Raw genomic sequence first — 12,687 nt, forward strand, 5'->3', positions numbered from 1 at the left:
GTGATCGGCACCACGTCGAGCGGCCGGCCGGCTGGTCGGCCCGAGGACCCGGGAGCTCCGATGCGCGTGCCCTTGACCACCCGAGACTTCCTCGACCGCGCCGAGCTGGTCTACGGCGACCGCGTCGGGATCGTCGACGAGCCCAACCAGCCCGCGCCGTCGCTGGGTGACGTCACCTACCGCGAGGTCGCCCGCCGCGCCCGCGCCATGCAGGCCGCCCTCGACGGGCTGGGCATCGGCGAGGGCGACCGGGTGGCGGTCGTCAGTCACAACGCCGGGCGGCTCATCGAGCTGCTGCTCGGCGTCCCGTCGTCGGGCCGGATCCTCGTGCCGATCAACTTCCGGCTCTCCCAGGAGGAGGTCAGCTACATCGTCGGCCACTCCGGGGCTCGTGTCCTCTTCGTCGACCCGGAGCTGGAGTCGTCGCTCAAGCCCGTCGAGGCCGAGCACCGGTTCACCATCGGCGAGGAGTACGAGCAGCTGCTGCGGTTCGACGTCGAGCCACGACCGTGGTCGGAGCCCGACGAGGACGCGACCGCCACGATCAACTACACGAGCGGCACGACGGCGCGGCCCAAGGGCGTGCAGATGACCCACCGCAACGAATGGGTCAACGCGGTCACCTTCGGCATGCACATGCAGGTCAGCGACCGGGACGTCTACCTGCACACGCTGCCCCTGTTCCACTGCAACGGCTGGGGCATGCCCTACGCCCTGGCCGGCCTCGGCGCCCGCCAGGTGGCCCTGCGCAAGGTGGAGGGTGCGGAGATCCTGCGCCGCGTGGAGCAGCACGGCGTGACGTTGATGTGCGGGGCGCCGGCCGTGTGGAGCGCCGTCCTCGACGCCGCAGCCTCCTGGGAGGGGGAGATCCCCGGACGCGACCGGGTGCGCATCGTGGTCGCCGGCGCGCCGCCGCCGTCGCGGACCATCGCCCGCATCGAGGAGGAGCTGGGCTGGGAGTTCAACCAGATCTACGGCCTCACCGAGACCGCCCCGCTGGTCACCGTCAACCGGCCGCGTGAGGAGTACGACGCCCTCGAGCCGGAGGAACGGGCCAGGAAGCTGTCCCGCGCCGGCGTCCCGGCGCTCGGCACCCGGATGAGGACCAGCGAGTCCGGCGAGGTGCTGGTGCAGAGCAACACGGTGCTGGCCGGCTACTGGAACAACCCGGATGCCACGGGCGAGGCCCTCGAGGGCGGCTGGTTCCACACCGGGGACGGCGGCAGCATCGACGACGGTGGCTACCTCACCATCTCCGACCGCAAGAAGGACGTGATCATCACCGGCGGCGAGAACGTCTCGTCGATCGAGGTCGAGGACGTCCTCTTCAGCCACCCGGCGGTCGCGGAGGTCGCGGTCATCGGCGTCCCGGACGAGAAGTGGGGCGAGATGGTGACCGCCGTGGTGGTCGTCGCCGAGGGCCGGCAGGTCACCGCCGAGGAGATCGTCGCCCACTGCCGGGGCCGCATCGCCGGCTACAAGATCCCCAAGCGGGTGGAGTTCCGCGACGAGCTGGCCCGCACCGCGACCGGCAAGATCCAGAAGTTCAAGCTGCGGGAGGCCTTCTGGTCGGACTCCGACCGCCAGGTCAACTGAAGAAGGACCCCGTCCGCCCCACCCTTCGCAAGCTCAGGGCGGGGCCCGGGACGGGGCCGCCCTGCCCCCGCCACTCGCGAGCTCCAGGCGGGCCGCAACGGGGCCGCGTCTGACACCCCATTTCCGGCGGCGGCCTCCCCCCATGTGGGGAGTGCCCGTTCAACCCCTTCTCCGATCTTGTCGTTCCGGCACCGGAGCGCGCCTCCGGGCGCCGGTCGACGAGGTCGTGAGGAAGGTCGGACGTGGGCAGGACGGACGAACGGGAGAGCCATCCGAGGCGCTCCGGGTGGCTGGTGCGCGGAGCCGGGGCGGCGGTCACCGCCCTGGTCCTGGCCGGCCTGGTCCCGGGGACGGCCGTGGCCGCCCCCGGGGACGACGAGGTGGCCGCCGCGCAGAGCGAGCGCGACGCCGCGGCCGCCCGCGTCGGCGCGATCAGCGCGCAGCTCGCGCAGGCCCAGGAGCGGGTGGACGCCGCCCGGCGGGGCGCGCAGATCGCGCTGCAGGAGTACGAGGTCCGGCAGGCCGCGCAGGAGGAGGCGCGCGTCGCGGCGGACGCCGCCGCCGCTGCTGCCGAGCGGGCTGCTGCCGAACTGGGCCGCGGCCGGGACCAGGTGGTCGCCTTCGCGCGGTCGAGCTACATGCAGGGCAGCACCAACCCGGGTGCGGCCGCGCTGGTCACCGCCGAGGGTCCGGCCCAGCTGGTGGAGCGGGCCGCGCTGCTCGAGGCCGCCGGCGGCCACCGGGCCGACGTCGTCGCCGAGCTGACCGTCCTGGAGCAGCAGGCCGCCGCGGCGGACGACGCGGCGCAGACCGCGGTGCGGGCGGCCGACGAGGCCGAGGACGCCGCGGCCGGGGCCCTGGCCAGCGCCCAGGAGCAGGAGGTCTCAGCGCGCGCCCAGGCCGCCGAGCTCGCCGACCGGCGCCAGGTGCTGGAGGCCGAGCTGGCCGAGGCCCAGGAGCTCCTCTACGGCGCCGAGGGTGCGGCTGCCGCGGCAGCTGCAGCCGAGGCCGCGACCGCCGCGGCGCAGGCGCGCCCGCCGGCGCCGAGCACGCCGTCGGCCTCCTCGTCGGCGGGGTCCCCGACGCGGAGCGCGCCGTCCTCCGGGTCGTCGTCCTCCGGCTCGTCCTCCGGCGGCGGCTCGCCGACCGGCACGGCCACCACGGCCGGCGAGCCCACCGGGTCGGTGGTGCAGCGGGCGATCGCGGCGGCGAAGAGCCAGCGCGGGCTGCCCTACAGCTGGGGCGGCGGGAACGCCAACGGCCCGACGTGGGGCATCCCGCCGGACACCGACGTCTTCGGGTTCGACTGCTCGGGCCTGACCGAGTACGCCTACGCGCGGGCCGGCGTCCGGATCGGCGGTACCAGCCGCGAGCAGTACTGGCGCTTCCGCGACCGGACGGTGGCCGCCGACGACCTGCAGCCCGGCGACCTGGTGTTCTGGGGCGAGACCGCCGACCACACGTCGATCTACCACGTGGCGCTCTACATCGGCGGCGGTCAGGTCGTCCAGGCGCCGCAGAGCGGGGACGTCGTGCGCATATCGAGCATGTGGTTGGGCAGCGACTACTACGGCGCGGTCCGGCCGACGGCTTAGCGCGGGCGTGGTCCGGGCCTGGAGATGGGGCGTCGGGCAGCCACGGGGGGAGCTGCCCGACGCAGGACCGAGGCTAGCAGTCGGCGGAGGCTGCGGGCAGGTGTGTGCACGCGACCCGTGCTCCCCGGGCGTCGTTCACCGTGGGTGCCCGGTCGGCTCGCCCGCGTGCGCGGCCAGCTGGCGCCCAGGAACGTGTAGGACACTGGCGGGGACGGGCACGCCGTCCGTCGTCGGCCCCATGGCGTCCTGTCGGACGCGGGGCCGTGGACCGGCTCGACCAGGGAGTTCCGTGAGCAGCGCCGCCAGCACCTCGCTCGACCAGTCCGCCGGGCAGCTGGTCCCGCCGTCGGTCGATGCCGCCCGCCTGGAGCGGGTGCTGTTCGAGATCAAGCGGGTGATCGTCGGTCAGGACCGGCTGGTCGAGCGGATGCTCGTCTCCCTGCTGGCCCGGGGCCACGTGCTGCTCGAGGGCGTTCCCGGGGTGGCCAAGACCCTCGCCGTCGAGACGCTGGCCACCGTCGTCGGTGGTCGCTTCGCCCGCCTGCAGTTCACCCCCGACCTCGTGCCCGCCGACATCATCGGCACCCGCATCTACAAGGCCGGGCAGGACGCCTTCGACACGGAGCTGGGCCCGGTGTTCGCCAACTTCGTGCTCACCGACGAGATCAACCGCGCGCCGGCCAAGGTGCAGTCGGCGTTGCTGGAGGTGATGGCCGAGCGCCAGGTGTCCATCGGCGGCGTCACCCACCCGCTGCCCGACCCGTTCCTCGTGCTGGCCACCCAGAACCCGATCGAGTCCGAGGGCGTCTACCCGCTGCCCGAGGCCCAGCGCGACCGCTTCCTCATGAAGGTGCTCGTCGACTACCCGAGCCCGGAGGAGGAGCGCGAGATCATCTACCGGATGGGCTCGACCCCGCCGGTGCCCGAGACCGTCCTCGGCCCCGAGGACCTCGTCCGCATGCAGCGCACCTCTTCACAGGTGTTCGTGCACCACGCCCTGGTCGACTACGTCGTCCGGCTGGTGGTCGCCACCCGCGCGCCGCGCGAGCACGGCATGGAGGACGTCGCGCAGTGGGTCTCCTACGGCGCCAGCCCGCGCGCCTCGCTCGGGCTGATCGCGGCGAGCCGTGCGCTGGCGCTGGTCCGCGGCCGCGACTACGTGCTGCCGCAGGACGTCCTCGACGTCACTGTCGACGTGCTGCGCCACCGGCTGGTGCTCTCCTACGACGCGCTGGCCGACGGCGTGCCCGCCGACCACGTGGTCAAGCGGATCCTGCAGACCGTGCCGCTGCCGCAGGTGGCCCCGCGCCAGCGCTCCGGCGGCTTCGGCCCCGGCACCCCGGGCGGCCCCTCGGTGCCGACCGCGCCGCCGTTCGGCGCGCCCCAGTTCGGGCCGCCCGGACCTCAGTACGGCCAGCCGGGGCAGCCCTACAACGGCCCCGGGCAGCCCGGTCCCGTGCCGCCGACCGGGCCCTTCGGGGCTCCGGGCCAGCCGGCCGCGGGTCAGCCCGGCCCGGCGTTGCAGGGCCGGCCGGACCCGTCCGCCAACGGCGCCGAGCGCGGGTCCTCGCCGGCGTGATCCTGCGTCGCCGGTCCGGCGGCGCCACGACTCCGGAACAGGCCCCGGAGCAGGCCGGCCCTCCGCCCACCCCGGGTTCCGGCATCGACCCGAGGGCGGGAGACGACGCCCACACGCCCGGGTCCGGCGGGGCACCGCCGCACTTCGGCGAGGGCCCGTCCGACGTCCTGCTGCAGCGACTGGAGCTGACCGTCCGGCGCCGGCTCGACGGGCTGCTGCAGGGTGACCACCTCGGCCTGGTGCCCGGCTCGGGCACCGAGGCCGGCGACTCGCGCACCTACCACCCGGGGGACGACGTCCGGCGGATGGACTGGCCGGTGACCGCGCGCACGCAGGTGCCGCACGTCCGGGAGACGATCGCCGACCGCGAGCTGGAGACCTGGGCGGTGGTCGACCTCTCGGCCAGCCTCGACTTCGGCACCGCCAACTGCACCAAGCGGGACCTGGCCATCGCCGGGCTGGCCGCGGTCAGCCACCTCACCGTCCGCGGCGGCAACCGGCTGGGGGCCGTCGTCACCACCGGCGAGCGGGTCGACCGCCACCCGGCCACCGCCGGACGCTTGGCCGCCGACCGGCTGCTGCGCGCCGTCGTCGCGACGCCGCGGGCCGCCGGCGGGCGCCGGGGCGACCTCGCCGCCGCGCTGGAGTCGCTGCGCCGACCGCCGCGCCGCCGCGGCCTGGTGGTGGTCGTCTCGGACTTCCTGGGCTCCGACGCCCAGGGTGCGCCCGACTGGGAGCGCCCGCTGCGGGGCCTGAGGGCCCGGCACGAGCTGCTGGCCATCGAGGTGGTCGACCCGCGGGAGCTCGAGCTGCCCGACGTCGGACTGCTCACCGTCGTCGACCCGGAGAGCGGCCAGACCCTGGAGGTGCCCACGGGCGACGCCGGGTTCCGGGCCCGGTTCGCCGAGGGGGCGGAGGCCCAGCGGCGGGCGATCGCCGCGGCGCTGCGTCGCGCCGGCGCCGGGCACCTGCAACTGCGCACGGACCGGGACTGGCTGATGGACGTCGTCCGGTTCGTCGCGGACCGGCGACGGGCGGGCTCCGGAGGCGCGTCCCGATGACGTTCCCGACGACACCTGGCGACCGCCGGCGCGCCGGCAGCGGAGGACCCTCCCGATGAGCTTCCAGGCCCCGTGGTGGCTGCTCGGCCTGCTGGCCGTCGTCGCGCTGGTGGCGCTGTACGTGGTGCTGCAGCTGCGGCGCAAGGCCTACGCCGCCCGGTTCACCAACGTCGCGCTGCTGGGCACGCTGGTGCCCAAGCGCCCCGGCTGGCGGCGGCACCTGGCCTTCGGCCTGGTCGCGCTCGGGCTGGCCGCGCTGATCGTGTCCCTGGCGGTGCCCAGCACCGAGGTGCGGGTGCCGCGGGAGCGGGCGACGGTGGTCATGGCCGTCGACGTCTCGCTGTCGATGCAGGCGACCGACATCGAGCCCAGCCGCTTCGAGGCGATGCAGGTGGCGGCCAAGCAGTTCGTCGACGTGCTGCCCGAGCGGATCAACCTCGGCCTGGTGTCCTTCGCCGGCACCGCGACCACGGTGGTGACCCCGACGACCGACCGCGGTCAGGTGCGCACCGCGATCGACAACCTGGAGCTGGCCGAGTCGACCGCGATCGGCGAGGCGGTGTTCACCTCGCTGACCGCGATCGAGAACTTCCAGTCGTCGCTGGACGCCGACGGCGAGGAGGTGCCGCCGGCGCGGATCGTGCTGCTCTCGGACGGCTACAACACCGTGGGCCGCCCCGACACGCAGGCCGTCGACGCCGCGCTCGACGCCGGCATCCCCGTCTCCACGATCGCGTTCGGCACCGACTACGGCACCCTCGACCTCGACGGCGAGCGGGTCCCGGTGCCGGTGGACCGCGCGACGCTCGAGGACATCGCCGACCAGACCGGCGGCAGCTACAGCGAGGCGGCCAGCGCCGCCGAGCTCGAGCAGGTCTACCAGGACCTCGGCAGCCAGATCGGCTACACGACCGAGCCGCGCGACGTGAGCTACTGGTTCGTCCGCGGCGGGGTGCTGTTCGCCCTGCTCGGCGTCGTCCTCAGCCTGCTCTGGACCAACCGCCTGCTGTAGGGGGAGGCCTCCCGGGTCCCCGCGCTCACCGGGGGACGCCGGGAGGGGTCCGCTCAGACCGTGAAGCCGCGCTGGCGGCGGACCAGCTTGCGCACCATGAACAGCGTCTGGAGCACGGTGAGCAGGTAGAGCACCGGCCAGCCGATGGACAGGATCGCCGACTGGATCCCGATGCTCTGCTGACCCCAGGCGACGATCAGGACCACGAACGTCGCCACGGCGCAGACCGCGGGCATGACGTAGGCCGACCCGCGGCCCCGCTCCGCGGCCGCCTGCGCGGCCCAGTTGTCCTTCTCCACGCGGGCGAAGAACTGCACCCACGCGGTGAGGAAGTGGCCCATCCGGAGCCACATGTAGAGCTCGGCCGGCGCGACCAGCAGCGCGTAGAGGATGTCCGAGGCGCTCTTGTCGTGCATCGACGCGGCGATCCGCAGGTTGAGCAGCGTCGCCACCACCGGTGGGATGAGCCAGACCGGGTTGAACACGAACGCGTCGATGGACAGTGCCGCGGCCAGGAGCAGCAGGAAGCCCATGCGCGCGGTGATGTTGGACAGCATCGCGATGTTCTCGTACCAGCGCAGCCGCAGGTTGGGGTGCAGCGGCTGCCCCTTGCTGTCGCCGCGCTGACCGGGCCACAGGAGATCGATGCCGCCGTAGTTCCACTTCACCTGTTGGCCGTGCAGAGCGCGCAGGGTCTCCATCGGACCCACGAAAGCCCGTGCATGGGCACTGATCTTCGTGCTGAAGCCCGCGTCCTTGATCTGCAGCGAGAGCTTGGAGTCCTCGACCTCCGAGTCGCGCACCCACGGCGCGGCCTGGTGGTGGCGGTACATCACCGATTCGAGCGCGCGGACGTTGAACAGGCTGCACTGGCCGCCGAGCACGGCCATGTTCCGGCCGCGCACCAGGTTGTCCATGTTGAAGCCGGCGAACTGGGCGCGCTGGCCGGCGACCAGGAACCTCGCCATGGCGCCCTTCACCCTGGTCTTGTCGAACGTGTAGATGGCCGAGATCCCGCCGATGCGCGGGTCGGAGACCATCTCCTTCTCCAGCCACTCGACGCAGCGCCGGTCCAGCGTCGTGTCGCCGTCGACCCCGAGGATGTAGTCGTGGCCGCGGCTGACGTAGTAGCCGAAGTTGAGCGCGCCGACCTTCTTGTCGGGGTTCGCGCCGATGTCGTGGACGTGCACCACGGTGGTGAACACCTCACCCTTGACCACCCGCTGGTGCTCGCCCTCGAAGCGGCGGGCGATCTCGGAGGTGTCGTCGTCGGTGTTGTTGATGACGACGTGGATGGCGTCGGGCAGCCGGGTCTGGCTGAGCAGCGAGGAGAGGACGTCGGCGATCGACGACTCCTCGTTGTAGGCCGGGATGATGCAGCTGATCGTCGCGTGCCGTCGCTCCTCGGCGGCCTGGGGACCGCCGAACTCGGCGGGGACCAGGGAGCTGATGTCGGGGACCTGGGCGGTCCCCTTGGCGAGCAGCTGGACGCGGTCGGTCGCCCGCCGCATGCCGTGCAGGACGACCTGGCTCACGGGGTCTCCTCCTGGGTGAACGGCAGCACGATGCTGTCGAGGACGGTCTGGCGGAAGTAGCGCTCGGACCCGGGCTCGGTCTCGACCAGGAGGTCGAACTGGATCGAGAGGGTGACCTGCTCGGCGTCGGGGGCCGAGGGGGTGAGGGCGAGGGCGGTGCCGTAGCTGTAGGGCGGCTGGAGCGCGAACTCGCCGCGGTCCTCGGCCACGGTGGTGCGCGCGGTCCTGTCGTCGGCGGTGGCCACGAAGCGGGTGACCAGCACCTCGAGGTCGGCGTCCCCACCCTCGAGGTGGGCCGACAGCTGTACGCCCTTGGTGTCGGCGGCCCGCCACTGCGTGGCCTGCTCGGTGGTCCACCAGTCGACGACCAGGGTGCGCTCGCCGGCCGGCACGGTGCGGGTGGTGGAGCCCGTGTCGAGGTCACCGGCCGGACGCGTCGGGGCGGGGGCGACGACCGGGACGGTGGCGGGTGCCTCCGGCTCCGGGCTCGGAGGGGGCGCAGTGGTCGACGCCGACGCGTCGCCGAGTCCGGGGCTCATGCTGACGTCGGGCAGCGTGCAGCCCGAGAGGGCCACGCCGGCGGCGACGAGCAGTACGACCCCCGCCCGGAGCTGCCGGGACACGGGTTTGATCACGAGGTTCTCCCTGAGTGCGGCACGAGGCCGCGGCTGACGGACACCCGCACGGGGGAGAGCGGCATCGGCCTCCGGCTGCGGTCATGCCTGACAGTAGGGAGATCATCACCTCAAGTCATGCTCATATCACCCGTTCGAGGAGGACTCCCGCTGGTCCGGGGCTGCCCGGACGGTCATCGAGCAGGGTCGAGGACGAGCTTGCCGGTGGTGCGGCGGGCCAGCAGGTCCTGGTGCGCCTCGCGGACGGCGCTCAGCGGGTAGCGGCCGCCGACCACCGGGCGCAGCGCGCCGTCGGCCACCAGGGGCAGCAGCTCGGCCATGGCGTCGTCGAGCATCGCGGGCCGCGCCATGCAGTGCGCCAGCCAGAAACCGACGACCGCGCGGCTCTTCTGCAGCAGCATCCCCGGCGGGACGGCGGCGGTCTCCTGGCGGGCGGCCATCCCGTAGGTGACGACCCGGCCGAACGGGGCCAGGGCGGACAGCGAGCCGGCGAAGACGTTGCCGCCGGTCATCTCCAGGACGACGTCGACCGGGCGGCCACCGTTGGCCTCGCGCAGCGCGGCGGTGAAGGCCCTGGGGTCGTCGTCGGCCAGGGTCGGGTCCACGGAGGCGTCGGCGCCGAGCTCCTCGGTGAGCGCCCGCTTCTCCGGGCTGGACGCGGTGGCGATCACCCGGCCGGCGCCCCAGCGGCGGGCCAGCTGCACGGCCAGCGACCCGACGCCGCCCGCGCCGGCGATGACGACGACGGTCTCCCCGGCGGCCAGGTGGGCGCTGGTGCGCAGTAGGTGGTAGGCGGTGCTGCCCTGCAGGACGACGGCCAGCGCCTGCTCGTCGCTGACGCCTTCGGGCACCTGCCAGGTCAGCCGCGGGTGTGCGGCGACCTTCTCCGCGTAGCCGCCGCCGTCGAGCAGGCCGACCACCCGCGGGCCGCCGCCGGCCGGCGTCCCCACGAACTCCGCGCCAGGCACCAGCGGCAGCTGCTGGGCGGCGAGGTAGCTGTTCTCGATCTGGTGGGTGTCGGCAAAGTTAACTCCTGCCGTGCTGACCTCGAAGAGCTGCTCGCCGTCCCCAGGGACGGGGTCGGGAAGGTCGACGACGTTGAGGACCTCGGGCCCACCGAACTCGGTGATCTGCACAGCACGCATGCACGTGAGGTTAAAGCTCCGCGGCCGTCAGCAACGGTGAACGGCTGCAGCGGGAAGACGGAGCGGCCGAGGGACGGCGTAGCTGGTGCGGTGGGGCGACTATTGCCCGGCGAGGTGGCCGAAGTGCCGGCGATGGTCTCCAGGGGTGATGTTCAACCGACGACGGAACGCGCGGTTCAGCGTCTCCGGCGCCCCGAACCCGCAGAGGCGAGCGATGTGGTCGACTGAGTGGCTGGTGGTCTCGAGGAGTTGGCAGGCCGCCTCGAGACGCAATCGCTCCACGTGCTCGCTCGGCGTCACCTCGACTTCGGCCTTGAACACCCGGCTGAACTGTCGCTCGGACAGGTGCACGCGGCGGGCCAGGGCGAGCACCGACAGGTCTGCGGTGAGGTGGTCGGGCAACCACGCCAGCAGCTCCCGTACCGGTTCGCTCTCCGCTGCCTGTGCGGCGAGCAGCGTGGAGAACTGCGCCTGCCCTCCGGACCGCCGCAGGTAGACCACCAGGTGCCGGGCGACCGCCGCCGCCGCTCGTGCCCCGTGGTCGTCGGCGAGGAGGGCCAGCGCCAGGTCGATGCCCGCCGTCACCCCGGCGGAGGTCCACACATCGCCGTCGCGCACGTAGATCGCATCGCCGTCGACCGACACCTCGGGGTGCGCGGTTGCGAGCAGCTGGCACTCCGCCCAGTGGGTGGTGGCGCGTCGCCCGTCCAGCAGTCCGGCGGCTGCGAGGACGAAGGCCCCGGAGCAGACCGAGGTGACCCGTCGGGCGCTGCCCGCCAGCCGCCGGACGTGGGCCAGCAGGTCCTCGTCCGCGCACGCCTGGTCCATGTCCCGCCCGCCGGCGACGACCAGCGTGTCGACCGGCTCCACGATGTGGGGGAGCGCGGTGGTGCTGAACGAAAGCCCAGAGCTGGCCAGCACCGGACCGCCCGACGTGCTCACCACCTGCGTGCGGTACTCCGCCGACGGCAGCAGGTGGGTGGCGCTGGAGAAGACCTCGAGCGGGCCAGTCACGTCCAGGATCTGCGCCGACGGGAACGTCACCACGGCGACGTCGAGGGCAGCCACGCCCCGCACAGTACGGCCCGGCATGTCCGGAATCGTCAAGACCGCGTCCTGGCGCCTTCGAGTCTCCGTGCCCCATCGTTGTCTCGTGCCCGCATTACAGATCTGCCTCGGTCTGACCAGGGTGAGGACGGGAGATCACCCATGACGACCACGCTGGTCACCGGAGCTACGGGCACCCTCGGCGCCCCCACCGTCACTCGCCTGCGCGCGGCCGGGCACGACGTCCGAGCGCTGAGCCGACGCAGCGGTCCTGGCCTGACGACCGGTGACCTGCTCACCGGGGCCGGCATCCACGAGGCGGTCGCCGGCGTTGACACCATCCTGCACCTGGCCACCGGTTCGCGCGGCCGGGGCGACGTTGAGGCGACCCGCAGGCTGCTGGAGGCGGCCGACGAGGCCGGAGTGCGGCGCCTGGTGCTCATCTCCATCGTCGGCATCGACGACATCCCGCTGGGCTACTACCGGGACAAGGTGGTCATCGAGCGCTTGGTCCAGGAGTCGGGCCTGGGCTACAGCATCCTGCGGGCCACCCAGTTCCACTCCTTCGCCGAGGCGATGTTCACCGCTCAACGCCGTTCGCCGGTCGTGGTCGCGCCGTCGTTCCAGCTGCAGCCCATCGCGGTGGGCGAGGTCGCCGACCGCCTGGTCGAGCTGGCCGGCGAACCCCCGGCAGGCCGGGTCGCCGACATCGGCGGCCCGGAACAGCACCGCGTCCCGGCCGTGGCCCGGCTGTGGGCACGCGCCACCGGCACGCACCGGCCCGTGGTGCCCCTGACGTTGCCGGGAAAGCTGTTCACCGCTTACCGGGCCGGCTCGGCGCTCGTGCCGGATCCCGCCTACGGCAGGCGGACCTTCGCCGATCACCTGGCCGCCCGGGTGGAGGCGCTTCGATGAGGCGGCTGCTGCGGCCACCGTTCAGCGAGCACCACGCCAGCACGTCCGATCGGGCCTCGGTCCCGTGACGGCAGAGGCCCGCGGCCTTGCGCCGGCCACCTCGTCCGGCTCCACGCACCGTCCACTGCGCGCACCGCTGATCTGGGGCGTCGTCTTCGGCGTCCTGCAGGCGGCCTCGCCGCTGGCGTTCTTCTGGCTGGACACGGCAACCGTCTACGCGCTCGGCCTCACCCTCATCGCCGCGGTCTACGTCGGCTTCGCCGTGGCCGACGGGCGCCGGCACGTGCTGATCGCCGAGGCGGCAGTCGCGTCGGTCTTCGTGGTCGCTGCCGCCTCCGCGGAACTCGGCTCGGCCTGGCTGATCGTCGCCGGCCTGGCCGGACACGGCTTCAAAGACCTCTGGCAGCACCGCACCGGCTTCGTGGCCGGCACCCGCTGGTGGCCCCCCTTCTGCGCGACCGTCGACTGGGTCGCCGCCGCCCTGATCGCGGTCACGCTGGCCGCGGGACTGCTCCCGACCTGACCGTGACTGCGACGGACCTGGCGCGAATGCCGGTTCTGCGTGCA

At 73.4% G+C, this 12,687-nt stretch carries 11 protein-coding genes; 7 read left to right on the forward strand and 4 right to left on the reverse strand.

All coding sequences use genetic code 11. From position 1 onward, the window contains the following. The first annotated feature begins 60 nt into the window (after nt 1-60). The 5 genes from ACWIX7_RS22610 to ACWIX7_RS22630 all read left to right on the forward strand — a co-directional run bounded on the left by ACWIX7_RS22610 (nt 61) and on the right by ACWIX7_RS22630 (nt 6,843). Nucleotides 61-1,596 (forward strand): AMP-binding protein, encoded by a 1,536-nt coding sequence (locus ACWIX7_RS22610; protein WP_448618640.1) that lies wholly within the window; start codon nt 61-63, stop codon nt 1,594-1,596. A gap of 242 nt (nt 1,597-1,838) precedes the next feature. Further along, on the forward strand, nt 1,839-3,191 hold the full coding sequence (locus ACWIX7_RS22615; protein WP_448618641.1) for an NlpC/P60 family protein: 1,353 nt from the start codon (nt 1,839-1,841) through the stop codon (nt 3,189-3,191). A gap of 289 nt (nt 3,192-3,480) precedes the next feature. Continuing rightward, complete coding sequence (locus ACWIX7_RS22620; RefSeq protein WP_448618642.1) at nt 3,481-4,770, forward strand: AAA family ATPase; 1,290 nt, start codon at nt 3,481-3,483, stop codon at nt 4,768-4,770. Further along, nucleotides 4,767-5,831 carry a DUF58 domain-containing protein gene (locus tag ACWIX7_RS22625; RefSeq protein ID WP_448618643.1) on the forward strand — a complete coding sequence of 355 codons (1,065 nt, stop codon included), beginning with the start codon at nt 4,767-4,769 and terminating at the stop codon, nt 5,829-5,831. Before ACWIX7_RS22620 ends, ACWIX7_RS22625 begins: the two co-directional genes overlap by 4 nt. Before the next feature lie 55 nt (nt 5,832-5,886). Then, nucleotides 5,887-6,843: a VWA domain-containing protein gene (locus tag ACWIX7_RS22630; RefSeq protein ID WP_448618644.1), complete on the forward strand. Its 957-nt coding sequence runs from the start codon at nt 5,887-5,889 to the stop codon at nt 6,841-6,843. A gap of 53 nt (nt 6,844-6,896) precedes the next feature. Here the strand turns inward: ACWIX7_RS22630 and ACWIX7_RS22635 are convergent, their stop codons facing one another. The 4 genes from ACWIX7_RS22635 to ACWIX7_RS22650 form a co-directional block, all read right to left on the reverse strand. Beyond that, the gene (locus ACWIX7_RS22635) at nt 6,897-8,378 is read right to left on the reverse strand and encodes a glycosyltransferase family 2 protein (RefSeq protein ID WP_448618645.1); all 1,482 of its coding nucleotides are present in this window, start codon (nt 8,376-8,378) and stop codon (nt 6,897-6,899) included. Then, complete coding sequence (locus tag ACWIX7_RS22640) at nt 8,375-9,013, reverse strand: hypothetical protein (protein ID WP_448618646.1); 639 nt, start codon at nt 9,011-9,013, stop codon at nt 8,375-8,377. The genes ACWIX7_RS22635 and ACWIX7_RS22640 overlap by 4 nt, the downstream gene beginning before the upstream one ends. Before the next feature lie 173 nt (nt 9,014-9,186). Continuing rightward, entirely contained in the window at nt 9,187-10,158 is a 972-nt protein-coding gene (locus ACWIX7_RS22645) for a quinone oxidoreductase family protein (RefSeq protein ID WP_448618647.1), read from the reverse strand. Between the two features lie 99 nt (nt 10,159-10,257). Further along, nucleotides 10,258-11,265: a GlxA family transcriptional regulator gene (locus tag ACWIX7_RS22650; RefSeq protein WP_448618648.1), complete on the reverse strand. Its 1,008-nt coding sequence runs from the start codon at nt 11,263-11,265 to the stop codon at nt 10,258-10,260. A gap of 102 nt (nt 11,266-11,367) precedes the next feature. On the opposite strand from ACWIX7_RS22650, the gene ACWIX7_RS22655 reads away from it, so the two are divergent. Both ACWIX7_RS22655 and ACWIX7_RS22660 read left to right on the forward strand, forming a co-directional pair. Continuing rightward, nucleotides 11,368-12,120, forward strand: a complete 753-nt coding sequence (locus ACWIX7_RS22655) for an SDR family oxidoreductase (RefSeq protein WP_448618649.1) — start codon at nt 11,368-11,370, stop codon at nt 12,118-12,120. A gap of 64 nt (nt 12,121-12,184) precedes the next feature. Next, complete coding sequence (locus tag ACWIX7_RS22660; RefSeq protein ID WP_448618650.1) at nt 12,185-12,643, forward strand: hypothetical protein; 459 nt, start codon at nt 12,185-12,187, stop codon at nt 12,641-12,643. Nucleotides 12,644-12,687 lie beyond the last annotated feature (44 nt).

This window comes from Geodermatophilus sp. URMC 65, from assembly GCF_053502545.1.

Coding starts and splice junctions, on each gene's coding strand:
- ACWIX7_RS22610 (WP_448618640.1), top strand. CDS start 61: ATGCGCGTGCCCTTGACCACCCGAGACTTCCTCGACCGCGCCGAGCTG.
- ACWIX7_RS22630 (WP_448618644.1), top strand. CDS start 5,887: ATGAGCTTCCAGGCCCCGTGGTGGCTGCTCGGCCTGCTGGCCGTCGTC.
- ACWIX7_RS22645 (WP_448618647.1), bottom strand. CDS start 10,158: ATGCGTGCTGTGCAGATCACCGAGTTCGGTGGGCCCGAGGTCCTCAAC.
- ACWIX7_RS22655 (WP_448618649.1), top strand. CDS start 11,368: ATGACGACCACGCTGGTCACCGGAGCTACGGGCACCCTCGGCGCCCCC.